This window comes from uncultured Sphingomonas sp. (assembly GCF_946477935.1).
Lineage (GTDB): Bacteria > Pseudomonadota > Alphaproteobacteria > Sphingomonadales > Sphingomonadaceae > Sphingomonas.
This window is the reverse complement of sequence record NZ_CAMLAC010000007.1, coordinates 1-25,746: the sequence shown is the minus strand read 5'-3', so window position 1 is coordinate 25,746 and position 25,746 is coordinate 1. Positions and strand designations below refer to the sequence as shown.

The 25,746-nt window shown below is 65.2% G+C and carries 23 protein-coding genes and 1 pseudogene; 9 read left to right on the top strand and 15 right to left on the bottom strand.

What is annotated here, in order from left to right:
• Positions 1 to 38 precede the first annotated feature (38 nt).
• The 4 genes from mnmG to Q0U08_RS01780 are packed head-to-tail and all read left to right on the top strand — an operon-like array spanning position 39 to position 4,205.
• Positions 39 to 1,877, top strand: a complete 1,839-nt coding sequence (mnmG, locus tag Q0U08_RS01795; protein WP_298089382.1) for a tRNA uridine-5-carboxymethylaminomethyl(34) synthesis enzyme MnmG — start codon at positions 39 to 41, stop codon at positions 1,875 to 1,877.
• Positions 1,874 to 2,488 (top strand): 16S rRNA (guanine(527)-N(7))-methyltransferase RsmG, encoded by a 615-nt coding sequence (gene rsmG, locus Q0U08_RS01790; protein ID WP_298089380.1) that lies wholly within the window; start codon positions 1,874 to 1,876, stop codon positions 2,486 to 2,488. The genes mnmG and rsmG overlap by 4 nt, the downstream gene beginning before the upstream one ends.
• A complete protein-coding gene (locus Q0U08_RS01785; RefSeq protein WP_298089378.1) occupies positions 2,485 to 3,267 on the top strand; it encodes a ParA family protein in 783 nt (260 codons plus the stop codon). Before rsmG ends, Q0U08_RS01785 begins: the two co-directional genes overlap by 4 nt.
• Complete coding sequence (locus tag Q0U08_RS01780; RefSeq protein WP_298089376.1) at positions 3,264 to 4,205, top strand: ParB/RepB/Spo0J family partition protein; 942 nt, start codon at positions 3,264 to 3,266, stop codon at positions 4,203 to 4,205. The genes Q0U08_RS01785 and Q0U08_RS01780 overlap by 4 nt, the downstream gene beginning before the upstream one ends.
• A gap of 5 nt (positions 4,206 to 4,210) precedes the next feature.
• On the opposite strand, the gene holA is transcribed toward Q0U08_RS01780, so the two are convergent.
• From holA to Q0U08_RS01760, 4 genes are read right to left on the bottom strand one after another with little or no spacing between them, the layout of a single operon-like run.
• Positions 4,211 to 5,230 (bottom strand): DNA polymerase III subunit delta, encoded by a 1,020-nt coding sequence (holA, locus tag Q0U08_RS01775; protein ID WP_298089375.1) that lies wholly within the window; start codon positions 5,228 to 5,230, stop codon positions 4,211 to 4,213.
• Complete coding sequence (gene lptE / locus Q0U08_RS01770; RefSeq protein ID WP_298089374.1) at positions 5,227 to 5,724, bottom strand: LPS assembly lipoprotein LptE; 498 nt, start codon at positions 5,722 to 5,724, stop codon at positions 5,227 to 5,229. The genes holA and lptE overlap by 4 nt, the downstream gene beginning before the upstream one ends.
• Positions 5,721 to 8,228 carry a leucine--tRNA ligase gene (gene leuS / locus Q0U08_RS01765; RefSeq protein ID WP_298089373.1) on the bottom strand — a complete coding sequence of 836 codons (2,508 nt, stop codon included), beginning with the start codon at positions 8,226 to 8,228 and terminating at the stop codon, positions 5,721 to 5,723. Before leuS ends, lptE begins: the two co-directional genes overlap by 4 nt.
• Positions 8,229 to 8,237: 9 nt before the next feature.
• On the bottom strand, positions 8,238 to 8,672 hold the full coding sequence (locus Q0U08_RS01760; protein ID WP_112383938.1) for a DUF3576 domain-containing protein: 435 nt from the start codon (positions 8,670 to 8,672) through the stop codon (positions 8,238 to 8,240).
• A 224-nt stretch (positions 8,673 to 8,896) separates the two neighbouring features.
• Here Q0U08_RS01760 and Q0U08_RS01755 point away from each other — a divergent pair, with 224 nt between their 5' ends.
• Complete coding sequence (locus Q0U08_RS01755; protein ID WP_298089372.1) at positions 8,897 to 9,604, top strand: porin; 708 nt, start codon at positions 8,897 to 8,899, stop codon at positions 9,602 to 9,604.
• Here Q0U08_RS01755 and Q0U08_RS01750 read toward each other — a convergent pair.
• Positions 9,577 to 10,110: a thiamine phosphate synthase gene (locus Q0U08_RS01750; protein WP_367271092.1), complete on the bottom strand. Its 534-nt coding sequence runs from the start codon at positions 10,108 to 10,110 to the stop codon at positions 9,577 to 9,579. The two genes, Q0U08_RS01755 and Q0U08_RS01750, sit on opposite strands and share 28 nt — an antisense overlap.
• A gap of 40 nt (positions 10,111 to 10,150) precedes the next feature.
• Here Q0U08_RS01750 and Q0U08_RS01745 point away from each other — a divergent pair, with 40 nt between their 5' ends.
• From Q0U08_RS01745 to Q0U08_RS01735, 3 genes are read left to right on the top strand one after another with little or no spacing between them, the layout of a single operon-like run.
• A complete protein-coding gene (locus Q0U08_RS01745; RefSeq protein WP_298089370.1) occupies positions 10,151 to 10,816 on the top strand; it encodes a YggS family pyridoxal phosphate-dependent enzyme in 666 nt (221 codons plus the stop codon).
• Positions 10,813 to 11,484 (top strand): HAD family phosphatase, encoded by a 672-nt coding sequence (locus Q0U08_RS01740; protein ID WP_298089369.1) that lies wholly within the window; start codon positions 10,813 to 10,815, stop codon positions 11,482 to 11,484. Before Q0U08_RS01745 ends, Q0U08_RS01740 begins: the two co-directional genes overlap by 4 nt.
• A 19-nt stretch (positions 11,485 to 11,503) precedes the next feature.
• Positions 11,504 to 12,298 (top strand): hypothetical protein, encoded by a 795-nt coding sequence (locus Q0U08_RS01735; protein ID WP_298089368.1) that lies wholly within the window; start codon positions 11,504 to 11,506, stop codon positions 12,296 to 12,298.
• Positions 12,299 to 12,303: 5 nt separating this feature from the next.
• Here Q0U08_RS01735 and ribA read toward each other — a convergent pair whose 3' ends face one another.
• The 5 genes from ribA to Q0U08_RS01710 all read right to left on the bottom strand — a co-directional run bounded on the left by ribA (position 12,304) and on the right by Q0U08_RS01710 (position 19,000).
• Positions 12,304 to 13,356, bottom strand: coding sequence for a GTP cyclohydrolase II (gene ribA, locus Q0U08_RS01730; RefSeq protein ID WP_298089403.1), 1,053 nt, complete (start codon positions 13,354 to 13,356; stop codon positions 12,304 to 12,306).
• Positions 13,350 to 14,132: an exodeoxyribonuclease III gene (locus Q0U08_RS01725; protein WP_298089366.1), complete on the bottom strand. Its 783-nt coding sequence runs from the start codon at positions 14,130 to 14,132 to the stop codon at positions 13,350 to 13,352. Before Q0U08_RS01725 ends, ribA begins: the two co-directional genes overlap by 7 nt.
• A 332-nt stretch (positions 14,133 to 14,464) precedes the next feature.
• Positions 14,465 to 15,088, bottom strand: a complete 624-nt coding sequence (locus Q0U08_RS01720) for an outer membrane lipoprotein carrier protein LolA (protein WP_298089365.1) — start codon at positions 15,086 to 15,088, stop codon at positions 14,465 to 14,467.
• Positions 15,089 to 15,161: 73 nt separating this feature from the next.
• Entirely contained in the window at positions 15,162 to 16,598 is a 1,437-nt protein-coding gene (locus tag Q0U08_RS01715; protein WP_298089363.1) for a carbohydrate porin, read from the bottom strand.
• A gap of 89 nt (positions 16,599 to 16,687) precedes the next feature.
• Positions 16,688 to 19,000, bottom strand: a complete 2,313-nt coding sequence (locus Q0U08_RS01710; protein ID WP_298089362.1) for a DNA translocase FtsK — start codon at positions 18,998 to 19,000, stop codon at positions 16,688 to 16,690.
• Positions 19,001 to 19,110: 110 nt separating this feature from the next.
• Between Q0U08_RS01710 and Q0U08_RS01705 the strand changes: the two genes are divergently transcribed.
• A complete protein-coding gene (locus tag Q0U08_RS01705; protein ID WP_298089360.1) occupies positions 19,111 to 20,325 on the top strand; it encodes a UbiH/UbiF/VisC/COQ6 family ubiquinone biosynthesis hydroxylase in 1,215 nt (404 codons plus the stop codon).
• A 186-nt stretch (positions 20,326 to 20,511) separates the two neighbouring features.
• Here the strand turns inward: Q0U08_RS01705 and Q0U08_RS01700 are convergent, their stop codons facing one another.
• The 5 genes and pseudogenes from Q0U08_RS01700 to Q0U08_RS01680 form a co-directional block, all read right to left on the bottom strand.
• Positions 20,512 to 20,679 carry a Trm112 family protein gene (locus Q0U08_RS01700; protein WP_298089358.1) on the bottom strand — a complete coding sequence of 56 codons (168 nt, stop codon included), beginning with the start codon at positions 20,677 to 20,679 and terminating at the stop codon, positions 20,512 to 20,514.
• On the bottom strand, positions 20,676 to 21,281 hold the full coding sequence (locus tag Q0U08_RS01695; protein ID WP_298089356.1) for an LON peptidase substrate-binding domain-containing protein: 606 nt from the start codon (positions 21,279 to 21,281) through the stop codon (positions 20,676 to 20,678). The genes Q0U08_RS01700 and Q0U08_RS01695 overlap by 4 nt, the downstream gene beginning before the upstream one ends.
• Complete coding sequence (locus Q0U08_RS01690) at positions 21,278 to 22,174, bottom strand: tetratricopeptide repeat protein (protein WP_298089402.1); 897 nt, start codon at positions 22,172 to 22,174, stop codon at positions 21,278 to 21,280. The genes Q0U08_RS01695 and Q0U08_RS01690 overlap by 4 nt, the downstream gene beginning before the upstream one ends.
• A gap of 62 nt (positions 22,175 to 22,236) precedes the next feature.
• Complete coding sequence (locus Q0U08_RS01685; protein ID WP_298089354.1) at positions 22,237 to 25,536, bottom strand: error-prone DNA polymerase; 3,300 nt, start codon at positions 25,534 to 25,536, stop codon at positions 22,237 to 22,239.
• A pseudogene (locus Q0U08_RS01680) lies at positions 25,533 to 25,746 on the bottom strand (DNA polymerase Y family protein); the annotation flags it as partial. The pseudogene Q0U08_RS01680 and the gene Q0U08_RS01685, both read right to left, overlap by 4 nt.

Sequence of the window (25,746 nt, the reverse complement as noted above, 5' to 3'; positions counted from 1 at the left end):
TGCTTTCGCGGATGCGCAAGTTGCACTAAAGCGGCGGGATGTTCGATGTTGTGGTAATCGGCGGTGGGCACGCCGGAACCGAAGCGGCTGCCGCTTCGGCACGTCGTGGTGCAAAAACCGCGCTTCTCTCCTTTGATCGCCGAACAGTCGGCGCCATGTCCTGCAACCCAGCGATCGGGGGATTGGGCAAGGGGCATATCGTGCGGGAGGTGGACGCATTCGATGGATTGATGGGCCGTGCCGCGGATGCCGCTGCGATCCATTATCGGATGCTCAACCGTAGCAAGGGAACGGCCGTTCAAGGGCCACGGGTCCAAGCCGATCGGAGACGTTACGCCGCGGCGATACGACAGATGCTGGCGGCGCAATCCAACCTGAGCATCGTCGAGGGCGAGGCGGCGGCGCTGCATATTGAGCGAGACCGCATCGCGGGAGTCCGGCTGGCAGATGGCACTATCATCGCATGCCGCGCGGTCGTTCTGGCGACAGGTACGTTCCTGGGCGGTCGACTGTTTCGTGGAGACGAGCGTGATGCAGGAGGCAGGATAGGGGAAAGGTCTGCCAGTCGGATGGCGGAGCAACTCCGTTCGCTGAACCTGCCCATGGCACGGATGAAGACAGGCACCCCGCCCCGATTGGACGGGCGGACGATCAATTGGGCCGTCCTGCCCGAGCAGCCATCGGACAGCGAGCCATGGACGATGTCACCCATGACGCGTTTCCGTCCGCTTCCGCAAATTGCCTGCGCGATCACCCGAACAACGTCACAAACCCACGCCATCATTGCTGAGGCGTTCGATCGATCCCCATTGTTCACTGGAGCAATTGAGGCCAACGGACCCCGATATTGTCCGTCGATCGAGGATAAGATAAAGCGTTTTGCCGATCGCGACAGCCATCAGATTTTTCTGGAGCCGGAGGGTCTGGATGACGCGCTGGTTTATCCTAACGGGTTGTCCACTTCTCTGCCGACGGACGTGCAGGAGGCCATGATCGCGAGCATGCCAGGGCTGGAAAGTGCCCGCATCACCGTGCCCGGATATGCGGTGGAATATGATCATATCGATCCTCGCGCACTGGACGCACGCCTGGCCTTGAGCGCGATCGATGGTGTATTCTGTGCCGGACAGATCAATGGTACGACGGGGTATGAGGAGGCCGCGGGTCAAGGCTTGGTTGCCGGTCTCAATGCAGCAGCGCATGCCTGTACGATGGCACCGGTAATCCTGGACCGTGCGTCCAGCTATACCGGAGTGATGATCGACGATCTCGTGTTGCAGGGCGTAACTGAGCCCTATCGAATGCTCACTGCTCGGGCGGAATACCGTTTATCCCTTCGCGCCGATAACGCCGAATCCCGGCTGGGGCCGATCGCACAAACCGCAGGATGTTTGAGTGCCGAGCGGTTGGCGCATCAAGAGGTCCGATCGCAGCAGCGGGAGCGATTGCGCGATCAACTATCCGCGATGCGCACGGCAGCCGATGTATCGCGACGCGGTGCCAGCGTCGCACAAGATGGTACACGACGTGCGGCTTATGAGTGGTTGCGGTTTGAGGGTGTAACCTTGGATCATGTGATCGAAGCCGGCGCGGCCACGCAATTCGAGGCAGCGGTCGTGACAGAAATGCTGGAGGATGCGCGCTATGCTCCATATGTGGAACGGCAGGCGGATGAGGTGGCGCGGTTGCGCGCTGACGAAGCAATCATGCTGCCAAACGATATGGTCTATGCGACGGTACCGGGACTGTCACAGGAGATGATCGATCGGCTCTCCCTTGCACGACCTGCGTCCCTCGCCGCGGCATCCCGTATCCGCGGCATCACGCCGGCTGCTTTGTCGGCGGTATTGCTGCATGCCCGGAAGCGTGCCGCGTGACGGAGCAGGACGCGAAGGCGTGGATTGCAGCGCGCCATGGGGAGACCGCGGTCGACCATATCAGCGCCTTTCTTGCCATGGTTGCCGATGAGAATGGTCGCCAAAACCTGATATCTCCCTCTACCATCGAGACGATCTGGTCGCGTCACGCATTGGACTCGGTGCAGCTGCTATCTTTTCTGCCCGGCGGCGCGGAGCATTGGATCGATATCGGAACGGGTGGTGGCTTTCCGGGAATGGTCGTCGCACTCGCGTGGGAAGGTAGGGTCAGCTTGGTGGAGCCTCGCAAGCGCCGCGCGGCCTTTCTGGCGGAATGCGTGGAGCAACTCGGTATCAGCGACCGGGTTATGGTGCACGCCAGCAAGATCGAAGCGGTTCGCGACCAGGCGGATGTAATTTCCGCTCGCGCTGTCGCAACCGTAGAAAACCTTTTGCGCGCCGCTGCGCACTGCGGCAAACAGGGTACGCGGTGGCTGCTACCTCGCGGCCGCTTTAACGAACGCGACCTGGACGGGCTTCGCCATCATTGGCAGTTCGTGTTTCACGTGGAACATAGCGTCACGTCGACAGACTCGTCGATCGTGATCCTCGATCGAGTACGCGCCAAATGATCTGTGTCGCTGTGGCCAATCAAAAAGGGGGAGTGGGTAAAACCACCTCTGCGATCAACCTGGGAACGGCATTAGCTGCAACAGGTCTGCACGTCCTGCTGATCGATTTCGATCCGCAGGGCAATGCTTCAACCGGATTGGGCGTAAGCCATGGCGAGCGAAGCTGGTCCAGCTACCATGTGCTAATGGGTGAAGTTGGCGTCGATCAGGCAGTGATGCACAGCCGGGTGCCGCGGCTCGATCTGCTTCCGGCTACGGTCGATCTGTCAGGAGCCGAGATTGAGTTGGTCGATTTCGAAGAGCGTACCCACCGACTGGATCGCGCCATGCGGGCATCGTCGGGGCAATGGGACATCGTACTGATCGATTGCCCGCCCTCATTGGGCTTGCTGACGATCAATGCCATGGTCGCATCCCATGCCTTATTCGTGCCACTGCAATGCGAATTCTTTGCACTGGAGGGCCTGTCCCAACTGCTGACGACGGTGGAGCGTATCCGTGCCAGGTTCAATCCGGGGTTATCGATCATGGGGGTGGCACTGACCATGTATGATCGCCGGAACCGTCTGACAGATCATGTGGCGGCGGATGTGCGGGCAGTATTGGGGGGTGTGGTGTTCGAAACGGTGATCCCACGCAACGTGCGGCTTTCCGAGGCGCCGAGTCACGGATTGCCGGCGCTGATCTATGACCATCGCTGCGTGGGAAGTCAGGCCTACATTGCCTTGGCCCGCGAGCTCATTTCGCGGTTGCCCGCTGCTGCAAAGGCTGCAGCATGAGCACCGAGGCGGCCAAGCGTCCGCGGCCTGGTTTAGGGCGCGGCCTGAATGCCTTGCTGGGTGAGATCGCGCGAGAGGCACCGGTCAAGCCGGGCATGGATCAGTCTCAGTCGGGCGTTCGCATGTTGCCTGTCGGTGCGTTGTCACCGCATCCGGATCAGCCACGCCGTCGGTTCGATGAATCAGCCCTGGATGAACTCGCCGGATCGATTGCAGCGCGCGGTCTGATTCAGCCGATCGTCGTGCGACCGCATGGCAAGGAATATCAGATCGTCGCAGGCGAACGACGCTGGCGGGCGGCGCAGCGTGCCAGGCTGCATGAAGTGCCTGTCGTCGTGCGCGAGTTCAACGATGCCGAAACGCTCGAAATCGCGCTTGTCGAGAATATTCAACGGCAGGATCTGAACGCGATCGAAGAAGCGCAAGCCTATCAGCGTCTGGCCGGAGAGTTCGGCCATACCCAGGACGCACTCGCCAAGATCGTCCACAAATCGCGCAGCCATGTCGCCAATCTGTTGCGCCTGCTGGAGCTGCCCGCAGGCGTGCAGGCGCAGGTCGTGGACGGATCGCTGTCCATGGGCCATGCGCGTGCGCTGCTCGGCGCGCAGGATGTGGAGGGCTTGGCCGATCAGGTGGTGAGCCGTGGCCTGTCGGTTCGTGAGACCGAAAAGCTGACGCGCGAAGCAAAAGGGCGAGCGTCGCCCGAAGACGGCCATCGGGATGCAAGCGGCTCTGCGCGCAACGCCGGTACCAACAGCGGCACGGCCATGGACTCGCCCGATGCGGATATCGCGGCACTGGAAAATCAGCTTGCAGACCTGCTTGGGCTATCGGTGCGGATTGCGCATTCGGGAGAAGGCGGGACGTTGACGCTGAACTATTCGACGCTCGATCAACTCGACATGGTGTGTCAGCGATTGACCGGAGAAGGTATCTGACGGAGTCAGCCGCGGCGAGCGATACCCTGCGCGATGACCGTGGCTTCCGCTTCGGCAAGCACTGATCCGGCATTGCCAGGCGCTACGACGGCGCGCTCCGCAGCACGGATGCGGGCAAGCGCACGGGCCAACATCATGGGGGTCCATCGGCGTAACGCGCGGGCCGTCTGGGCTTCATCGCGGAAGAAGACGCGGTGACGCTTCATGACGGCGTCCACCGGCTCGCCAGTCTCGATCTCGGCCCGCATCTCGGCCAGTGCGACCAGGCGGCGGGAGAGGGCGCGTAACCAAGGGATGGGCGATGCGCCTCCCTCGTCCAACAGGGCCAGCTCACCGCCAAGATCGGCAATCCGACCTTCAACGACGGCTTCGACGGCTTGCCCCGTCTCGGCCTCGCCCAGATCCGCGCCTACCGCATCTAGGGCGTCATGATCGAGCTCGCGGACGCGATCCGATGCGGCATCCAGATACAGCGCCAGCTTTTCCAGTTCACGTGTCAGGATGGCCCGGTCTGCAGCGGTGGCGTCGACCAACCGGCGCGCGACACCGGCAGCGGGGCGCATGCCCATTTCGCCGGCCAGCGTCATGACCAGCCGCTCGGCATCGGCTGCACTGGGCATATAGCATCCGAATGCCATGGAGCGAGGCGAGTCGGTCGCCAGCTTGACGATGCGGGCACTCGCCTTGACGTTCGGTGCTATCGCAACAACCGGATTACCGGCACGATCCGCATCAAGCAGTGCGGAGAAGGCCGCCAAGCCTTCCTCACCGATCGCGGCGATGCGCACATAACGCGCCCCGCCGAAGAGCGACAGCGAGGCCGCCTCGTCCGCCAGACGGGCAGGGTCACTCTTCAAGGTCGCAGAGTCGAGATCGATCCGCTCCGCTTCCGGCCCCATCGCTTCGCCAAGGCGCTTGGCGAGATCGGCTGCACCCGCTTCATCGGGGCCGTGCAGGAGATAGAGGCGGATATCAGGGCTGGGTTTGCTCAGCGCCTGCCGGATCTGATTGGCGCTTGCCTTCACTGGGTGCGGGCGTAGGTGGCGAGGCGGGCGACGATCTGGTCGGCGACGATCTCGGAAAGTCGTTCCAGTGCAGTGTTTTCCGCCGCGATCGTGGCGTATTCGGATTGCACCACGTCGATCCCTGCGTCCGACCCTGCGCTTGCGTCGAGGAGCACCGCATTGGTGCCGGTATCGATCAATTGATATCGCGCGCGCAGTGTGCGCCGTTCGCGAGTCACGCTGTCATCCGCACGCACGCCCAGGCCGACGATCTGATCGTCGAGACGGACATCGAGACGATAGCGGGCGGCGCCGCTGCCATCACCGCCGCCACCGACCAGCCGGTCGCGCAGCGCGTTGCCGACCAGCCAGCCCGCCTTGCCCTCGATCGGGGCCACCTCGACCTGCGTGAGCGCGCTGGCGACCGCGCCATTGCTTCCGCCGGCATAGAGGGGCTTCAGCCCACAGCCGGCGAGCATCAGGCTGAGCGTCATCAGGGCGAGGGGGGCCTTCATGCGACGACGTTGACCAGGCGATCGGGCACGACGATGACCTTGCGTGGCGCCTTGCCCTCCAGCAACTGGACGATACGATCCGACGCCAGCGCCGCTTCCTCCAGCCTGTCCTTCGCCATCCCCTTGGCCACGGTCAGCGTATCGCGCAGCTTCCCGTTGATCTGAATGGCGATCGTTACTTCGTCCTCGACCAGCAACGCGGCGTCAACAGATGGCCATGCTGCATCGGCGATCAGGCCACCGGTGCCGATCGTCGCCCAAGCTTCCTCGGCGATGTGCGGGATCATCGGCGCGACGAGCAGCAGCACGGTGCGGATCGCATCGGTGCGGGTAACGCCCGCCGGGGCCTTTTCGATCGCGTTGACCAGCTCATACAGCTTGGCAACCGCCTTGTTGAACGCCAGCGCCTCGATATCCTCGGCAACGCCGGCGATGGTCTGATGCAGCTTGCGGGCAAGTGCCTTGTCCGGCGTATCGCTGCCCACCTCACCGACGCTGTCGAACAGACGCCACAAGCGCTGCACGAAGCGCCACGAGCCCTCGATACCGGCCTCCGACCACGGCAGGTCGCGCTCAGGCGGGCTGTCCGACAGCATGAACCAGCGAACCGCATCCGCGCCGTACTGATCGACGATCGGTTCGGGATCGACCGTGTTCTTCTTGGACTTGGACATCTTCTCGATGCGGCCGACCGTGATCGGCTTGCCACTGGCGATCTCGATGCCATTCTCGACCTCCGCGGGCGACAGCCAGCGATTGTCCCAGGACTTGTACGTCTCGTGCGTGACCATGCCTTGCGTGAACAGGCCCGCAAAAGGCTCCGCCACGTCGATCAGGCCGATATGCTTCAAGGCGCGCGTCCAGAACCGCGCATAGAGCAGATGGAGAATCGCGTGCTCGACCCCGCCGATATATTGGCCGACGGGCAGCCAGCGCTCCGCCACCGCGCGGTCGAACGGCTTGTCATCGGGCTGGCTGGCGAAGCGGATGAAGTACCAGGACGAATCGACAAAGGTGTCGAGCGTGTCGGTTTCCCGCACCGCATCCTTGCCGCAGGTGGGGCAGGGGACGTGCTTCCACGTCGCATGGCGGTCGAGCGGGTTGCCGGGAACGGCAAAGGACACGTCCTCTGGCAAGGTGACGGGCAACTGGTCCTTGGGGACCGGCACCGCGCCGCACGCGTCGCAGTGGATGATCGGGATCGGCGTGCCCCAGTAACGCTGGCGGCTGACACCCCAGTCGCGCAGGCGGAATACGGTGGAGCCCTGGCCCCAGCCTTCGCCCTCCGCCTGCGCGATCACGGCGCGCTTGGCATCCTCGACGGTCATGCCGTCGAGCAGCGCCGAATTCACGATGGTGCCGGGGCCGGTATAGGCGGTATCGCCCGCGAACACCGGATCGGTGATGTCACCGTCTGCGACAACGCGGCGTACCGACAGGTCGTATTTGCGCGCGAAATCGAGGTCGCGCTGATCGTGCGCGGGCACGCCCATCACCGCGCCGGTGCCGTAATCCATCAGCACGAAGTTGGCGATATAGACGGGCAGCGCCCAGGCAGGATCGAAGGGATGCGCAACGGTATAGCCGGTATCGAAACCCAGCTTCTCCTGCGTTTCAAGTTCGGCGGCGGTGGTGCCGCCTTCCTTGCAACGCTGGATAAAGGCAGCGGCATCCGCGTTGCCGGCGGCGAGCGCCTGCGCAACCGGATGATCGGCGGCGATCGCGACGAAGCTGGCGCCGAAGATCGTGTCGGGGCGGGTCGAATACACCTCGATCGGATCGGCAAGCGGCGCGTTGGGCGCGAAGCGGAAAGTCAGTCCCCGACTGCGGCCGATCCAGTTCTCCTGCATCAGCCGGACCTTGTCAGGCCAGTGATCGAGCGTGGTCAGCCCCTCCAGCAATTCGTCGCCGAACTGCGTGATCTTCAGGAACCACTGGTTCAGCTTGCGCTTCTCGACCAGCGCGCCCGAGCGCCATCCGCGACCGTCGATCACCTGCTCGTTGGCCAGCACGGTCATGTCGACCGGATCCCAGTTGACCGCCGATTCCTTGCGATAGACGAGCCCTGCCGCCAGCAGATCGAGGAACAGCGCCTGTTCGTGGCCGTAATAGTTCGGCTCGCAGGTGGCGAGTTCGCGCGTCCAGTCGAGCGCGAAGCCCAGGCGCTTCAACTGCGCGCGCATCGTCGCGATATTGTCGCGCGTCCAGCCGCCGGGATGCACGCCCTTTTCCATCGCGGCATTCTCGGCCGGCATCCCGAATGCATCCCAGCCCATCGGGTGGAGCACCTCATGCCCCGTCATCCGCCGATAGCGCGCCAGCACGTCGCCCATCGTGTAGTTGCGGACATGGCCCATGTGGATGCGCCCCGAAGGATAGGGAAACATCTCCAGCACATAGCTGCGCGGCTTGGGACTATGGTCGTCCGCGGCAAAAGTACGACGGTCTTCCCAGACGCGCTGCCACGCCGCATCCGCCTTGAGCGCGTTGAAACGCGAAGCCATGATCGCCGCTTAGCCCGAAATGGCGCCGCGGCGCAGGTCGCGCGCCTTGGTCAGGATGATGTCTTCCAGCTTCTGCGTGGTTGCCGCCGCGACAGGGGCCGCCACCCACTGGCCACCGCGGTTCACCTCGCGAAGTGCCGCGACGCGCAGCGCGTCGGCGCGCAGATCCTGATCGAGAATGGTGACGGTCACCTTCATCCGTTCGGTCGGGACCTGTGGGTTGACGTACCAGTCGGTGACGATGACGCCGCCATTGGAGTCGGTCTGCACCAGCGGCATGAAGCTGAGCGCATCCAGGCTGGCGCGCCACAGATAGCTGTTCACGCCGATCGTGGTGACCTTGGACGCCGCCAGATCGCCCGTGGGCCGATCGCCGCCGCCGGCACAGGCGCCCAGCGACAAGGCGGCAAGAACCGCGAACGCGGTGGCTGAACGGCGAAGCATCGGCAACATCCTGAAATAGGAATAAGGGTTGATATGGCCTCTACAGGGGCGCCGTCACCCCGGCAAGCGGTGGCGGCGCCGCGCTGATGGCCATCCATTGTGGGAGTATTGCAACACTCCTACAGATTCGCATGCAAATCGTATAACTCTCCTCTTGAATGGGATCGCTACCGGGGCATTTCGTGTTAGGCGCATCTTCCACAGGGGAGCTGAGGGGTTCGGTCGTGAAGATCGGTCGGGTGATGATTGGGATTGCTGCGGGAGCGCTGGTCGCTGCCGGCGCCCTTGTCGCGCCCGCCTTCGGCGCTACCGAGGTACGCAACAAGCTGCCGCCGAAGCGCGCGAGCTTTTCCTTCCGTGGAGGGGCGGGGTTCACACCGTCTTCAGCCGATCCGCGACTCGCCGCCGTCTTTGCCCGCGGTGGAATCGATGCGGGCGATTTCCGCTTTACCCCTGCCGAGACTCAGCGCGGGAATCGTTCGGTCAGCGTCGCGGTGAAGGCGCAGACCAGCCGATCCTCCGATACCAAGGTCGCTGCGGTCACTTCACCGGTCGTGGGGCTGACGCCGATCTCCTATAATCTGGGCGTCGCAGTGGGCTGGAAGCAGTTCGCGGTGTCCGGCGATGTCAATCGCGTCGATCTGGCCGGCCTGCCCGGCAGCCGTGAGGCGGCCGATGTCGCGGTCAGCTATTCGGGCACGCGCTTCACCGGTCGGGTGAAGGCGATGGCTGACCGGCCGATGCAGAATGGTCCGGCACTGGTCGATGACATGTCCAGCTATGCGCTGGATGTGGGCGGCTCCTATTCGCTGACCCGCAATCTGGATGTGACGGCGGGCGTGCGGTATCGTTCCGATCGTGAGCGCCTGACGCGCGTCGACGAACGCCGCGACAGCCAAGCTGTTTATCTGGGCACCGCTTTCCGGTTCTGATCTGGCCGTTTCTGGTCCGGACGGGGCAGCCAGGCGTCGATCGCCGCCCATCCATGAAATCCGCGTAACCGCCTGAACCTTCGTGCGGTCATCCCGCCCAGGGCGATACGGGGAAGGTTCAGACCTGTGCCGATCCGTGCGGCCTTGCCTGCGCCGAGTGTGCGTTCGCCCGGATGCGAGCGGGTGGCGTGGATCGGTGAGACGAACAGCATGTTGGCCCCGGCACGCCATCCGGCGATCGCCTCGCGTTCGTCATGCGCCGGCCAGGTCGTGAGCCCGCCCGGACAGGTGGCCCCATGACGGCCTTCACCGATCGCGGGACCACGGGCCACCACCAAAACGAGTCGCCTCGCCCGCGTCAGCCGCCATACGCGACGCAGCAGCGCATGGCGGGCGCGGCGCGGGGTGGCATAGTGGCGGAACACGACGCCCGATCCCGGCGGCAGCGCACCGAGCGCACGCCATAGCGCATTGCCCAGCCGTTCGTCGGTCATCAGCCAGGTCACGGGGTATCGGTGGGCCATCGCCCGGCTTATAGCGCGCGGCATGACCGAGGACAGCGCCGGCGCACTCGCCGCCATCACCGACCGTATCGCCCGATCCGCCCGCATCGCCGACCGTCGGCCCGGTGCAGTGACATTGATCGCGATCTCCAAGACGCAAACCCCCGAGGCGATCCTGCCCCTGCTGGCCGCAGGGCACCGCGTGTTCGGCGAGAACCGCGTGCAGGAGGCGCAAACCAAGTGGCCCGCGCTGCGCGACGCGCATCCCGATGTCGTGCTGCATCTGGTCGGGCAACTTCAGTCGAACAAGGCGGCCGACGCCGTGGCGCTGTTCGATGCGATCCATAGCGTTGATCGCCCATCACTGGTGCAGGCGCTGGCCGAGGCGATGGTGCGGCAGGATCGCCGACCGGACTGCTTCATCCAGGTCAACATCGGTGAAGAGGCGCAGAAGGGTGGCTGTGCCATCGCCGATCTGCCGGCCTTGCTGGCCGAGGCGCGGGGAGCGGGGTTGCCGATAAAGGGCCTTATGGCGGTGCCGCCGGCGGGATTGGATGCGGCCCCGTATTTCGCGCTACTCGCCAAACTGGCGCGGGATCATGGGCTGGAGGACCTGAGCATGGGCATGAGCGAGGATTTCGAAACCGCGGTGACGATGGGGGCGACGCATGTCCGCATCGGCAGCGCACTGTTCGGAGCGCGGGCATGAAGTACGACGCGCTCCTGTTCGATTTTGACGGCGTCCTGATCGAGAGCGAATATGAGGGCAACCGCCATCTCGCCGAGTGGCTGAGCGCCAATGGGCACCCGCACACGCCCGAAGAGGCGATGGCGCATTACATGGGACTGGCCGGGCCGGATTTCGTGTCGGCGATAGAGGCACGGATCGGCCGGGCGCTGCCTGACAGCTTCCGCGAGGCGCGCGAGGTGGAGAACCGGCGGGTGATGGAGGCGGGCGTGGATGCGGTGGCCGGGGCGATCGCCTTCGTCCGCTCGCTGCCGGCCAGTCTGCCCAAGGCGATCGTCTCTTCCAGCCATAGCGACTGGATCGACCGGCACCTGCGCCATATCGGGCTGCGCGAACTGTTTGGCGAGCATGTCTATAGCGGGCGCGAGCATGTCGCGCGGGGCAAGCCGGCGCCCGACCTTTACCTTTTTGCTGCCGACCGGCTGGGCGTGCCGATCGATGCCTGCGCGATCCTGGAGGACTCGCCGGTGGGCGCCACGGGCGCGGTGGCGAGTGGCGCGTTCGTCATCGGCCTGTGTGCCGGGCAGCATTGCGGAATCGGCCATGACGCGCGGCTGCGCGCGCTCGGCGTACAAACGATCGCGCATGACTTTGCCGAGGTGCGGGCGGCGCTTGGTCTGGACGACTGATCTCTTGGGGGAGCGGGGGATGGAGGAGGATGAGTTTGAGGGCGATGCGATCGCCGACCTGCTTGTCCGTCCCGGTGCCGCGGCGATCCTGGCCGCGCTGCCGGGATGCAGCGTTTACCGGGACGATCCCGACGCTGCGGTGATCATCCGGTCGTGCGACGGCCAGGCCTTGCAGATCCATGTCGAGGATCGCGCGGGCCATGTCCGCGCCTACCCATTGCGCGGGCGCTACGTCGTCAGCACCGATGGCCGACTGCGGGCAGCGATCGAATCGAATGTCACCGAGGACGACCGTGCGCGCGAAGCGGGGGTGCGGCGGATCGCGACATTCGGCATGGCCGGCCGGATCGAGGCAGGCGATATCGCCGATCTGGCGCAGGCGATCGAGGGCATCGAACGCGGCGTGTTGCCCAAGCTGGCCGATCGGCGGCGAACGACCGCGCTGGCACGCAAATATGGATCGCCACGCATCGTCCTGCGCTTTACCGATCATTGGCGCCGGCTGGCGGGGAGCAGCATCCCGGCCGACATCCTGATCGAGCATGTCGCGTGTTTGCGCGAACTGGGCGAGATCGAGAACGCCCTGGCCGGTACCGAAATCCTGCGCCGCAATGACCATGACCTGGCCCCCTCGGCGCAAGGGGTGCTGTTCACCCAGCGCGCCGCCTTGTGGCTGGACCTGTACGAATTGCGCCGCGATTCCACGCATCTCGATTTGGCGCAACAGGCGGCGGATCGAAGCTGGGCGATCGGGCCGTCCCGCGAATGCCGCGGGGTATATGGCCGCCTGCGCAAGCTGCGCGAGGACGACTGAGCGGCCTACAACTGGTGACCCGTCCGATCGCGCTTGGTGGCGAGATACTGGGCATTGTGCGGATTCGGGGGCAGTTTGTGGGGGACACGCTGCGCCACGGCGATGCCGGCCGCCTCCAGTCCAGCGACCTTGGCGGGGTTGTTGGTCAGCAGCCGCACCTCATTCTGTCCCAATAGCGCCAGCATCCGCGCCGCCACCCCAAAGTCGCGCGCATCGATCGCAAAGCCAAGCCGGGTGTTGGCATCGACGGTGTCGAATCCCTGATCCTGCAACCGGTACGCGCGCAGCTTGTTGACCAGCCCGATGCCGCGCCCCTCCTGCCGTAGATAGAGCAGGATGCCCCAGCCAGCGTCGGCGATAGCGTGGATCGCGGCATGGAGTTGCGGACCGCAATCGCATTTCAGGCTGCCCAGCACGTCACCGGTCAGGCATTCGCTGTGGAGCCGCACCAACGGCGGCACGCCACTCGGTTGGCCGATCAGCAGCGCGATATGCTCGTCCGCGCTCTCCGGGGAACGGAAGGCGACGATCTCGGCATCCTCCGCCCCCGCGACGGGCAGGCGTGCGCGGGTGGCGATGGCGAGCCGCTCGGCATCTTCGTGCAGATCGATATCGGTTGCGGTCAGCGCGACCTCCGGCGCCTGGGTGCCGCCAAGGAAAAAGGCAGGCAGCAGTCCTGCGATGCGGGCAAGGCGTAGGGCCGCACTTGCCGGTCGCGCATCGGGTAGATGCAGCGTGCGATACGGCCCTTTCAGCGGCGTCGCGAGATCGAGCTGCGGATCGGCCAGCGCCGTGGCGGCAGGAAAGTCGATCCACGGCGCGCGCTCGACCAGAACCGGCGAGTCGGGATCGGCCGCTTCCACCTGATTGGCAAGCTTCAGCGTCGCGGCGCGGCCCGACGAGATCAGGATGCCCGCGGCCCCCTCGGTATCGAAAGCCGCCAGCCGCATCGGGTCGGCGGTTTCCACCGCGAGCAGCGTGATGCCGTCGATCGCGATCGGCCAGCCGCGGCGCAGGGCATCGATCGCGCGGGCGGCGGCGCGGGCGTCACTCACCAGTCGAACTCGGTCATGATCGGAATGTGATCGGACGGTTTCAGCCAGCTGCGGCACGCCTCGAACACGGTATGCGCCGTCGCCTGCGCCGCTACGTCGCGTGTCGCCCACATGTGATCGAGGCGGCGACCGCGATCGGAGGCGGCCCAATCCTTCGCGCGGTAGCTCCACCAGGTATAGAGCCGGGTCGGTGCGGGTACGAAATGTCGGCCGAGATCGACCCAGTCGTTCGACGCCTGAAGCCTTGCCAATGTCTCGACCTCGATCGGGGTGTGGCTGACGACATCGAGCAGTTGCTTGTGGCTCCACACGTCCGACTCGAGTGGTGCGATGTTGAAGTCGCCGGTCAAAATCGTCGGGCAATCCAGCGCCTGCGACCAATCGATCATGCGGCCGAGGAAATCGAGCTTCTGCCCGAATTTCGGATTCACGTCGCGATCGGGAACGTCACCACCGGCCGGGATATAGACATTTTCCAGCCGCACGCCGTTCGGCAGGCGTACGCCGACATGCCGCGCCTCGCGATTTGCCTGCCAGTCCAGCCGGTCGTCTTCGACGATCGGCACGCGCGACAGGATCGCGACGCCGTGATGCATGCGCTGGCCGTGGATCACGATATGGCGATAGCCGAGCGCGCGGAACGCATCATGGGGGAAGTCGCCATCGATTACCTTCGTTTCCTGAAGGCACAGGATGTCGGGTTCGACCTCGCGCACAAACTGCTCGACGATGGCGATCCGGAAGCGGACCGAATTGATGTTCCAGGAGACGATCTTCACGCGTCCGCATCTAGGCGGGGGCGGTGGGGCGGGCAAGGTTCCGGCGGAGGGGTTTGAAGCGTGGGAGCACGCCGCAGGCGAAGCCCGCGTCGTCGGAGAGGCTTTGCCCCCGGCCGTGCGAGTGGCTGGGCAGGCTTGCCCGCCAAGGCCACTCGCAGAAAGGCCCCCGCTCCGGGGGCATGGAGCGAGGGCCGACCTAGCGTTCGTCACGCAGGCGGGATGTGGTCAACAATCCGGGCAACAGGGGGGAAATCCCGGACGCTCCACAACCGCAAGACCGGTATTAGGCGTGCCTACCTGTCGCGCGGATGAATGAAACTGTTGGTTTCAGTTCAGTTTTGCCGGCCGCCTCTCCGCGGGTCGTTCCATCGGAACGTACTGTCGCTCACCGGCATGCCGAAGCGCTGATTGGACAGACGAATCGTGGTGCGGTTGTTCTGGCTGTCGAGCGCCACCCAACCTTGCAGCATCAATCCGGCCGGCGCCGCCGAATCGCGCGCGAAGACCAGCGTGATGCGGCCATATTCGGGATGCTTCGGGTCGTTCGCCTCGACGGAGACCAGACGCTGGTCGGTGCTGGGAACGATCTTTGCGTAGCGCGTGATGTCGCGATTGGGATCGAGCAACACGCCCAGCGGCGAGTTGCGGATCGGCCAGCGCTGCACCTGCCGCACCGAATAGTCGATGAAGGTCAGTGCGCCACCCTCCGCGACGATCAGCAGGGGTACGCCCTTTTCATATTGGAAGCGGATCTTGCCCGGCTTCTTCAGCGTCAGCGTACCGGTCAGCACCTTGCCGGCGCGGTCCGTCTGGCTGAAGTCGGCGGTCATCGTCGTCACCGATTGGAGATGCCGCTGCACCGCGGCCAGGTCGCCGGTCGCCTGCGCCGGCAATGCGGTGGGCGCGAACGCCACCGCGGCCGCCACGGGGGCCAGAATGAAACGCGAAACGATCATGCACATCTCCTTCAAGCGTCCACGCCTGCCATGGCGGCGTTGAACCCGCACTGAATTTCATCGGTTCCGAAGGTTACAGCGTGATCGCCGCCTTCATGCCCAATACGCCGACATCGTCGGCAGACGCGACGCCGCCGGGATGATGAATATATTGCAGGTTGGGCCGCATCTCGAGCCAGTCGGCGGGATGGATGCTGTAATAGATCTCTGCCGCATATTCGGCGCCCTGCACCGCCGGGCGGGTGGGATCGAGCCGCTGTCCCGCCGCGACGCGGCCGTTGACGTTGGTCCGTGCCACGCCGAAGCCAAGCACGTCGCCCGGTACGTGCGGCACCAGCCCCTTGTAGAACAGCCCGAGCGAGATCTGATTGTCGGTGACGCTGGTCCTGCGATCCGCCTGGGTGACGTTGGCGAACATCGACAGGCCGTTCATCGCCTTGCCGTCCTTCGACTCGCCGGTCAGTTGCTGCTGCATCGTGAAATACACGCCGTAGCGGCTGTCGCGGCGCAGCGGATCCATGCCGGTGATGACGATCGGGCGGCGGTTGATGTCCAGGAACACATCGTCGCCATTCTCGGTCGCGAGCCAGCCGCCGATCTTGTACGAACCGACCTTGCCTTCGTCGCCACCGCGCGACCAGCCGCCCTCCAGGGGCAGCAGCACGCCCGTGGCACCCTTGAAATGCGCGATGAAAAAGTCGTTGCGAAGATTGCGCGGGTTGATCTCGTAAGCGGCGGTCTGGGCGTAGAAGCCGTTCGCCATGTCGATGCGAATGCGCGCGCCCCATTGGCCGACCGGCCAGTTCTGCCAATAATCGCCGTTCAGGCTGCCCGGCTGCGCCCCGCAGAAACTGAGATTCATGAAGTGGCAGGAGAAGACGGCGAAATCCTCGCCGGGATTGGTGCGGCCCAGCTTGATCTCCACGGCAGAACCGATCTTCTGTTCGTACCAGAGCTGCGTCACGCGCACCGTCTGGCCGCGGCCATACACCTCCTGCACCTGCTGCAGCGTGCCAAGCCCTGCATCCCGGGTGAGATCGAAGCCACGCCGCCATGTCACCGTCGCCTGGAGGGCACCGCCCTTCACCCCGACGATCTTTTCGAGGTCGAGCAACGTGCCGATGTCGAACTGGCCCGTTTCGCGGAACAGCTTCCGCGTGCCGCCGGCGAAGTTGTAGCCGCTTTCCGATGCGTAGCGCGCGGTCAGGCCGATGCCGCGACGGCCGAGACGGGTGCGAATCTCCTGCCAGTCGCCGATGAGGCCCGGTGGTGGTGCGCTCTGCGTGTCGCCGATCAGCGCGGAGGGAGAGGTGTCGCGCTGCCGCGTCGCGCGGCCCGCGCCGGTATTGGGCTGGCGCCGTGTGTCGGCGGTGCTGGGCTCCGGCGGTTGCTGTGCGGATTCGGGTGGGGGCGGGGAGGCGCCGACATCGACCTGCTGCGCCTGCCCGCCACCCGCACATGCCACGACACCGAGCAGCGCCAGCGCCGCGCCGCCCAACGAACTTCGCATTGAAAAGAACCCCCGTCACTCTTTTGTCAGAGTGATAACGATCAAGGGTGCGAAAAGTCGCATGCGTGAAACCGCGAGTGTTCAGCCGATCAGATCGGATGCCCTTCGGTATCGCGCAGCACCTCGCGCCGCCCCACATGGTCGGGGCGGCTGACGACGCCGTCGGTCTCCATCCGCTCGATCAGGCGGGCGGCCGAGTTGTAGCCGACGCGGAGCTGGCGCTGGAGCCAGGAGGTCGATGCCTTCTGGCTTTCGCAGACGAGCTGGATCGCGGCGCGATATTGCTGGTCCTCCGCCGAGTCCTCACCGGTCGGCGCGCCGTCCAGTGCGAAGCTCTCCGCCGGTTCCTCGGTAACCGACGAGATGTAGTCGGGCGACCCTTGCGAGCGCCAGTGATCGGCAACCGCATGCACCTCGTCGTCCGAGACGAAGGGGCCGTGGACGCGGACGATGCCCTTGCCGCCCGGCATGTAGAGCATGTCGCCGCGACCCAGCAGCTGCTCGGCGCCCTGCTCGCCCAGAATGGTGCGCGAATCGATCTTGGAGGTGACATGGAAGGAGATGCGCGTCGGCAGGTTCGCCTTGATGACGCCGGTGATGACGTCGACCGAGGGGCGCTGCGTCGCCATGATCAGGTGGATACCCGCCGCACGCGCCTTTTGCGCCAGGCGCTGGATCAGGAACTCGACCTCCTTGCCTGCGGTCATCATCAGGTCGGCCAGCTCGTCGACGATGACGACGATCTGCGGCAGCACCTGATAGTCGAGCTGCTCCTCCTCGTAGAGCGGCTGGCCGTTCTCGCCGTAACCGGTCTGCACCTTGCGACCGAGCGGCTGACCCTTGGCGCGCGCGGCGCGCACCTTGTCGTTGAAGCTGGCCAGGCTGCGCACGCCGACCGACGACATCTGGCGATAGCGGTCCTCCATCGTCTCCACCGCCCATTTCAGCGCGCGCACCGCCTTGGCGGGGTCGGTGACGACGGGGGAGAGCAGGTGGGGAATGTCGTCATACATGCTGAGTTCCAGCATCTTCGGATCGATCATGATCATCCGGCACTGGTCCGGGGTCAGCCGGTAGAGCAGCGACAGGATCATGCAGTTCAAGCCGACCGATTTGCCCGACCCGGTGGTGCCCGCGACCAGCAGATGCGGCATGGGCGCGAGGTCGGCGACGACAGGATCGCCCGCGATGTTCTTGCCCAGAATGATAGGCAGTTGCGCCGCTTGATCCTCGAACGACTGTGATCCGACCAGTTCCTGCAGGCTGACCGATTCACGCTTGGCGTTGGGCAGTTCGATGCCGATGACGTTGCGGCCCGGGATCACCGCGACACGCGCGGAAATCGCGGACATGTTGCGCGCAATGTCGTCCGCCAACGCGATGACGCGGCTGGCCTTGATGCCGGGCGCAGGCTCCAGCTCGTACATGGTGACGACGGGGCCGGGGCGCACCTCGGTGATCGCGCCCTGTACCTTGAAGTCGTCCAGCACGTTTTCGAGCAGGCGGGCGTTGCGCTCCAGCGCGGCCTTGTCGACCGGACCGGCGGACGATGGCGGTGCCTCCACCAGCAGGTCGAGATCGGGCAGGACGTAGCTGTCGCGGGGTTCCGACGGAGTCTGCGCCTTGGCCTTGGCGGGGGCGGGTGCGATCTGGCGGTCGGCGATGACCGGCGCAGGACGTGGATCGGCATCCGCAGGCGCACGTTGCGGCAAGGCCCGGCGCGCCAGCGTCAGCGGCTCCTCATCGTCCTCCTCGTCGCCCAGCCAGGCGTCTTCACCGGCCAGCGCGTCGGCGCGCGCACGGCGGCGGCGGAAGCGGAAGCGGCGGTCGCCCAGGTCGATCTCCAGACTGCGACCCCAGACAAGGATACCGGCGACAGCCAGCGCCAGCCCGATGCCGCGCGCGATCCACAACGCCGCGACCGGCTCACCGATAAATGCCAGCGCCCAATCGACCGATCCGGCAACGGCCAGACCGATGACGCCGCCCCAGCCCGCGGGCAGCGCCATCACCGACGCGTCGGACACGAAGGCCAGCGCGCTCGCCATCAGCGCAACGCCCAAAGTTGCGCTGCGCAACATGCGCACCCAGCGGCCCAGCGGCAGGTCACGCCACAAGCGCAAACCCAGGATTGGCCCGATCGGCAGCAACAGCGCCACTGCCGGGCCGAACAGGGTCAGCGCGACATCGGCGATCCATGCGCCGGGATGGCCGACCAGGTTGGCGGGCGACGCCCCCGATGCGGTGTTCCATGCGGGGTCGTTGCCGTGATAGCTGGCCAGTGCCAGCGCAAGGATCGCGGTGGTGACGAAGATCGCGATGGCGGTGACCAGCGCGCCACTGCGCACCGCGCCCGCCTTCATCGTCTCGCGCCACAATACGGGCTGCGCGCGGCTCGCCATGGTCGAAAACCCCGGATATCCTGAAGAAACGGCGAAAACCATTGCGCGCGGGGGGAGCGGCGTCAAGGGAGCGGCGTTGTAGCGCAGGGCTGCGGGAGGTAGAGCGAGGCATGAACAGCGACGTCATCATCCTGGGCGGCGGCCTGGTGGGTGCGACCTTGGGGGTCGGACTTGCCGCGCATGGGCTCAACGCGATCATCATCGACCCCGCCGACCCGGCGATCACGCTGGCTCCCGGCTTCGATGGCCGCGCGTCCGCCGTGGCCAGCGCCAGCGGGCGGATGCTGGACGCGATCGGCATCGGCGCACGGCTGGCGGGCAAGGGCTGCGCGATCCGGCACATCCGGGTCAGCGACGGGCTTGAGCCGGGGGCGCTCGATTTCATTCCCGACGCCGATGACGGCGCTTTGGGGACGATGTTCGAGAACAAGCTGCTGCGGACCGCGATTCATGAGGCGGCGGTGGCGTCGGATGGCGTGGATCTGCGCATGAAGACGCGTGCGACCAATGTGGAGCGCGGCCCCGCTGGCGTCATCGTGACGCTGGATACCGGCGAGATGATCCGCGCGCCGCTGCTGATCGCGGCGGAGGGGCGTAATTCGCCGACGCGCGAGGCTGCCGGGATCACGGTGGCGCGCTGGAAATACGATCATGCCGCGATCATCGGCGCGTTCCACCACGAACGCTCCCACGAAAACATCGCGTTCGAGATCTTCTATCCGACCGGCCCCTTCGCACTGCTGCCATTGCCTGATGACGAGATCGGCCATCGGTCGGCGATCGTCTGGTCGGTCAAGGGTGCGGATGGCCCGGCGATGCTGAAACTGTCCGATCGCGCCTTTCTGGCCGAGGCGGAAAAGCAGATGGGCGGGTTTCTGGGCAGGCTCAGCCATGCCTCGCCGCGGGCGAGCTACCCGCTCGGCTTCCATCATGCGGCGCGGGTGGCGGCGGAACGGCTGGTGTTGGTCGGCGACGCGGCACACGGCATCCATCCGATCGCGGGGCAGGGCCTCAACCTTGGCTTCCGCGATGTCGCCGCGCTGGTCGAGGTGCTGGTGGAGGGCAAGCGCACCGGCCTGGACCTGGGCGATGCCGCGCTGCTTGCGCGCTATCAGCAGTGGCGGGGACTGGATACGATGATGGTTGCGGTCGCCACCGACGTGCTCAATCGCCTGTTCGGTGTACCCGGCAAGACGGCGAGCGCAGTGCGGCGTTTCGGCATCTCGGCCGTGAACCGCATCCCGCCACTAAAAGATCGCTTCATGGCTGAAGCACGCGGCGAAAGTGGGGAACTGCCCAAATTGTTGCAGGGCGTGCTCGTCTAAAGCCAGATGACATGAGGTTAACCCGCCATCCGTTCGTCCGGTAGTGGCAAAGCCGCGTGTCGGGACGATGTATCGAGAGACAGGTTGCCCCGCGGGACAGTATCTCGATACGGGCTCTCGATACGCTCCTGCGGCGCTACTCGATCTCTACTCGGCAAGAACGGATCAAGGTAAAGCCATCACAGCCTAGATCTTTCGCGCTTCTTCCACCAGCATCACGGGAATGCCGTCGCGGATTGGATAGGCGAGGCCGGCGGCTTCGCTGACCAGTTCCTGCGCGGCTTCGTCATAACGGAGCGGTTGCCGCGTCGCCGGGCACACCAGGCGTTCGAGCAGCCATGAATCGAGACTCATTGTAACGTCACCCGGTCTTCGCCGTCGTGGCGACCGAAGAATTGCATCAACTGGATGATGAGTTCGGCGCGCGTTTCGATATCGGGCGCCTCGAGCAGCGCCTGTTTGGCGGCGGAATCGAAGGGGGCGATCTGGGCGATGCCGTTGACCAGGCTCATATCGTCCAGCCGGCTGACCGCTTCCCAGTCAACCGCATAGCCCTGAAGATCGGCGAAGCGGCGCGATTCCATTTCCAGCGACGAACGACGGGCGATCGACAGTTGCTCGTCATCCTCGACCGTCAGCAACTCGGCCTCGACCTGGCGGAAGGGGGTGGTGACCTTCAGTTCGCGAACCATCCGGAACAGCGCCACGCCCTCCAGGATGATGTTGTAGCGCCCCTCGTCCAGCGCCTCCACCTCGGCGATCTTGCCGACGCAGCCGAGATTGTAGAGCGGCGGCACGTCGCCCTCGCCCGAAGGCTGGATCATCCCGATGCGTCGGTCCCGCGCCATCGCATCAGAGACCATCGCGCTGTAGCGCGGCTCGAAAATATGCAGCGGCAGGTGCATGCCGGGAAACAGCAGCGCCCCCGGCAGCGGGAAGATCGACAGCCTCGTCATCCGAACAGGATAGCCGACAACCGCCGGCGCTGCTGTGAAACCCAGGGGTCGGTCATTCCCACCACCTCGAACAGCTTCAGGAGTTGCTGGCGCGCGGCATCCTCGTTCCACGTCCGGTCGGCAGCGACGATGTGGAGCAGATTGTCCGCCGCGCCGTCGCGGTCGCCCGCCGCCATCTGCGCATTGGCGAGCGCGAAGCGTTTTTCGTGATCGTCCGGGTTGGCCTGCACCTCGGCCGCCAGCCCGGCATGGTCCGCCGCTGGCGGGGCGGAGCGGGCGAGTGCCAGCGTCGCCTGCGCGCGCTGGATGCCGGCGTCCTTGGCCAGTTCCTCGGGGAGCGCGGCGATTGCCGCTTCCGCCTCGTCGTTGCGGCCTGCCCCGATCAGCGCACGGATGCGACCCGACAGGACGGCGGGATGCTCGGGCGCCATCTCGACCAGCTGGTCGAAGATCGTCAGCGCGCGGTCGGGGTCGCCTTCACCCAGCACTTGCTCGGCCATGGCGATCAGCGGTTCCAGCTCGGCCTCCGCCTCGCCGGCCTCGGACTGGATCGGCAACTGGCGCAGCAACTGGTCCAGCATGGTACGCAATGCGCTTTCGGTGCGCGCGCTGGTCAGGTCGGCGACCAACTGGCCCTGGAACATCGCATAAACGGTGGGGATCGACCGGATCTGGAATTGCGTGGCGATGAACTGGTTCTTGTCGGTATCGACCTTGGCCAGCACCACGCCCTTGTCGGCATAGGCCGCCGCCACTTTTTCCAGGATCGGGGTCAGCGCCTTGCACGGCCCGCACCATTCCGCCCAGAAATCGAGGATCACCAGCTTCGTCATCGACGGTTCGACGACGTCGTGGCGGAACGCGGTGACGGCGTCCTTCTCGGCGGCGGACATTCCCAAGGTGGCCAAGTGCAACTCCTGTTCTTCTTGTGCGCCTATGTGGGCGCTTCGTGCGGTCAATGGAAGTCCCGCGACTTCGGGAGCAGGCGCGCATCGCGGGGATGCCCGGCACGCGGATCGGGGCTGCGGGTATGGACCGGGCGCAACAGGCCGTCCGCACGGGCATCGGACAGGCGGGCAAGCTCGTCGCTGCGATCGTCGACCCGCACCGTCATCAGGTGGATCACCCCCTCCTCGCTACGCTGGATCACCCCGTGCAGCACCATCAGCCGCGCCGCCATCACCGCACGCCGGTTCGCCTCGAAGTCGCGCGCCCACATCAGCGCGTTGACGATCCCCGTCTCATCCTCAACCGTAACAAAAATTGCATTGCCCTTGCCGGGGCGCTGGCGGACCAGGACCACGCCGGCCACCCGGGCGCGGGCGCCGTCGCGCATCGCCTCCGTATCGCGGCAGGATAGTATGCCCTCGGCCGCAAAAAGCGGACGCAGGAACGCCATGGGATGCCCTTTGAGGGACAGGCGGGTAGCGCGATAGTCGTTGGCGACCTGCTCGGACAAGGGCATGGACGGCAGCTTCGCATCAGGTTCGGGAGCCAGTTCGGGCGCGTCCATCGCGGCAAAGAGGGGAAGTTGCCTGGGTGGCGTGCGCCGCGCCTCCCACAGCCCATGGCGCCGGTCGCAGCCTAGCGAGCGATAGGCATCTGCATCTGCCAGCAGGGTCAGCGCACGTTGCGGCAGGTCGGCACGCGCGGCAAGATCCTCAATCGCGGCGTAAGGGGCATGCGCGACGATCTGCGTCGCCCAGCTTTCGCGAAACCCGTCGATCTGGCGGAAACCCAGGCGCAAGGCGAAATCTTCCAGCCTATTGTCCCACGCGCTGGCGTTCACATCGACCGGCTGGACCTTCACGCCGTGCTGGATCGCATCACGCACCAGTTGCGCGGGCGCGTAAAAGCCCATCGGTTGCGAGTTGAGGATCGCACAAGCGAACACCGCCGGATGGAAGCACTTGATCCAGGACGAAACATAGACCAGCCGCGCAAAGGACAAGGCATGGCTTTCGGGAAAGCCGTAGGAGCCGAAACCCTCGATCTGCTTGTAGCAGCGTTCGGCAAAGTCGCGCGGATAGCCGCGGTCGACCATGCCTTCGACCAGCTTGGCCTCGAAATTCTGGATACCTTCGGTCCGTTTGAAGGTCTGCATCGCCTTGCGCAGCAGATTGGCCTCTTCGGGTGTGAATTTCGCCGCGACGATCGCGAGCTTCATCGCCTGCTCCTGAAACAGCGGCACCCCAAAGGTCTTGCCGAGTAGTTGTTCCAGTTCATCCGCCGGGCCGTGATCGGGGTGGGGAGAAGGATAGATCACCGCCTCCTTGCCCGAACGCCGGCGAAGATAGGGGTGCACCATGTCCCCCTCGATCGGCCCCGGCCGGACAATCGCCACCTGGATGACCAGATCGTAAAGTTCCTTGGGCCTCAGGCGCGGCAGCATGTTGATCTGCGCGCGGCTTTCCACCTGGAAGACGCCGATGCTGTCGCCCTTTTGCAGCATCGCATAGACGCGCGGGTCTTCATCCACTGCGATATCGTTCAGTTCGTGGCGCCCGAGACCATGATGCTCCATGAGGTCGAACGCCTTGCGGATGCAGGTCAGCATGCCGAGCGCGAGAATATCGACCTTCATGATCTTCAGTTCGTCGATATCGTCCTTGTCCCATTCGATGAAGGTGCGGTTGTCCATCGCACCGTTGTGGATCGGCACCGTCTCGTCCAGTCGGCCTTGGGTCAGCACGAAGCCGCCGACATGCTGAGACAGATGACGGGGAAAACGCAGCAAGGCATCCACGCTGGCGCGCAGTCGCACAATCTCGGGATTGTCGAGGTCGAAGCCGGTTTCCTTGAATCGCCTCTCCTCGAAATGATCGGCGAAGCTGCCCCAGACGGTGCTGGTCAGCCGCTGGGTCACGTCTTCGGTCAGGCCCAGCGCCTTGCCCGCCTCGCGCACCGCGCTTTTGGGGCGGTAATGGATCACGGTGGCGGCGATGGCGGCGCGATGCCGACCATAGCGACGATAGATATACTGCATCACCTCCTCGCGCCGCTCATGCTCGAAATCGATGTCGATATCGGGCGGCTCATCGCGCTTGCTCGATACAAACCGCGAAAAGAGCAGATCATGCTTCATCGGGTCGACCGAGGTGACGCCGAGCAGCCAGCAAACTGCCGAATTGGCGGCTGATCCGCGGCCTTGGCACAGGATCGGCGGCGTGCATTGCTCGCGAGCGAAATGCACGATGTCATGCACGGTCAGGAAATAATGCGCGTACTGCCGTTTGGCGATCAGCGGCAACTCCTCGTTTAACAAGCGATGGAGTTTGGCTGGAATGCCGTCAGGGAAGCGCGCATGGGCGGCTTGATAGGTGATGTGTTCCAGCCAGCCTTGCGCGCTCCAGCCGTCCGGAACGGGTTCGTGCGGATATTCGTAGGAAAGCTGGTCCAGCGTGAAGTCGATGCGGTCCAGGATCGCCAGGCTTTCGGTCAGTGCTTGTGGCTGGTCGACGAACAGGCGTGCCATTTCGCTCGCAGGCTTCAGGTGGCGCTCGGCATTGGCGGCGAGGCGGCGGCCGGCATGCTGTATGGTGATGCCGTCGCGGATACAGGTCAGGACGTCGTGCAAGGGCCGGTCGCCCGGTTCCGCGTAGAGTGCATCGCTGGTGGCAAGCAGCGGTATTCCCATCGATCCCGCCAATCGCGCCAGTCGCATCAGGCGGCGCCGATCGCTGCCGGCGCGCGGCATGGTGATGCCCAGCCATAGGCTTCCGGGTGTGGCGTCGCGCAGCAGGCGCAGCGTTTGCGCCAGCGCCGGATCGGCGCGGGGCGGGGGCAGCATGACGTCAGGCATCGGCTCGACCGGGCGTGCGCTCGATTGCGGCAGCACGATCAGCAACAGATCGTCCAGATGGCGCATCAGGTCACCGATGCCGAGGATGCATCCGCCTTTGCGCGCGCGCAGATTTCCGGCGGTCAGCAGCCGTGTCAGCCGCGCCCAGCCGGCACGGGTGGCGGGATATGCGACGATGTCCTGCGTTCCATCCGCGAACACCAGTCGCGCGCCGACAACCAGCCGAAAGGGAAGTTCAGGCGCGCCGATTGCAGCGGCACCCTCGCGGGCTTGCCGTATCGCCTTGTGCGCACGCACCACGCCGGCCACGGTGTTGCGATCGGCGATACCCAACCCGTCCAGTTCCAGCGCAACTGCCTGACCCACCATGTCTTCGCCGTGGCTGGCCCCGTCCAGAAAAGAGAAGTTCGTCGCCGCGACCAGTTCGGCAAAGCGGGGCGGGTCGGGTGTCATGCGAACAGGCCGTGGACGTACCAGCGCGGGCGTTCGGTTTCGCTGTAAAGACCGTGCCGGAAGATCCAGAAGCGACGGCCGCGCACATCCTCCACGCGGTAATAGTCGCGCGTGGGGATCGCCTGCTGCCGACGCCACCACTCGCCCGCTATCCGCTCCGGCCCTTCGGCGCGCGCCACATCATGCAAGCGCCGAAGGGCCGGAGCGGAT

What these genes read in the sequence shown, in the direction of transcription:
- Q0U08_RS01785 (WP_298089378.1), top strand. Translation starts at nt 2,485, where the DNA reads ATGATCTGTGTCGCTGTGGCCAATCAAAAAGGGGGAGTGGGTAAAACC.
- Q0U08_RS01695 (WP_298089356.1), bottom strand. Translation starts at nt 21,281, where the DNA reads ATGACGAGGCTGTCGATCTTCCCGCTGCCGGGGGCGCTGCTGTTTCCC.
- Q0U08_RS01740 (WP_298089369.1), top strand. Translation starts at nt 10,813, where the DNA reads ATGAAGTACGACGCGCTCCTGTTCGATTTTGACGGCGTCCTGATCGAG.
- Q0U08_RS01700 (WP_298089358.1), bottom strand. Translation starts at nt 20,679, where the DNA reads ATGAGTCTCGATTCATGGCTGCTCGAACGCCTGGTGTGCCCGGCGACG.
- Q0U08_RS01720 (WP_298089365.1), bottom strand. Translation starts at nt 15,088, where the DNA reads ATGATCGTTTCGCGTTTCATTCTGGCCCCCGTGGCGGCCGCGGTGGCG.
- Q0U08_RS01685 (WP_298089354.1), bottom strand. Translation starts at nt 25,536, where the DNA reads ATGACACCCGACCCGCCCCGCTTTGCCGAACTGGTCGCGGCGACGAAC.
- Q0U08_RS01735 (WP_298089368.1), top strand. Translation starts at nt 11,504, where the DNA reads ATGGAGGAGGATGAGTTTGAGGGCGATGCGATCGCCGACCTGCTTGTC.
- mnmG (WP_298089382.1), top strand. Translation starts at nt 39, where the DNA reads ATGTTCGATGTTGTGGTAATCGGCGGTGGGCACGCCGGAACCGAAGCG.
- Q0U08_RS01705 (WP_298089360.1), top strand. Translation starts at nt 19,111, where the DNA reads ATGAACAGCGACGTCATCATCCTGGGCGGCGGCCTGGTGGGTGCGACC.
- Q0U08_RS01715 (WP_298089363.1), bottom strand. Translation starts at nt 16,598, where the DNA reads ATGCGAAGTTCGTTGGGCGGCGCGGCGCTGGCGCTGCTCGGTGTCGTG.
- Q0U08_RS01690 (WP_298089402.1), bottom strand. Translation starts at nt 22,174, where the DNA reads ATGTCCGCCGCCGAGAAGGACGCCGTCACCGCGTTCCGCCACGACGTC.
- lptE (WP_298089374.1), bottom strand. Translation starts at nt 5,724, where the DNA reads ATGAAGGCCCCCCTCGCCCTGATGACGCTCAGCCTGATGCTCGCCGGC.
- Q0U08_RS01780 (WP_298089376.1), top strand. Translation starts at nt 3,264, where the DNA reads ATGAGCACCGAGGCGGCCAAGCGTCCGCGGCCTGGTTTAGGGCGCGGC.
- Q0U08_RS01745 (WP_298089370.1), top strand. Translation starts at nt 10,151, where the DNA reads ATGACCGAGGACAGCGCCGGCGCACTCGCCGCCATCACCGACCGTATC.
- Q0U08_RS01760 (WP_112383938.1), bottom strand. Translation starts at nt 8,672, where the DNA reads ATGCTTCGCCGTTCAGCCACCGCGTTCGCGGTTCTTGCCGCCTTGTCG.
- Q0U08_RS01710 (WP_298089362.1), bottom strand. Translation starts at nt 19,000, where the DNA reads ATGGCGAGCCGCGCGCAGCCCGTATTGTGGCGCGAGACGATGAAGGCG.
- leuS (WP_298089373.1), bottom strand. Translation starts at nt 8,228, where the DNA reads ATGGCTTCGCGTTTCAACGCGCTCAAGGCGGATGCGGCGTGGCAGCGC.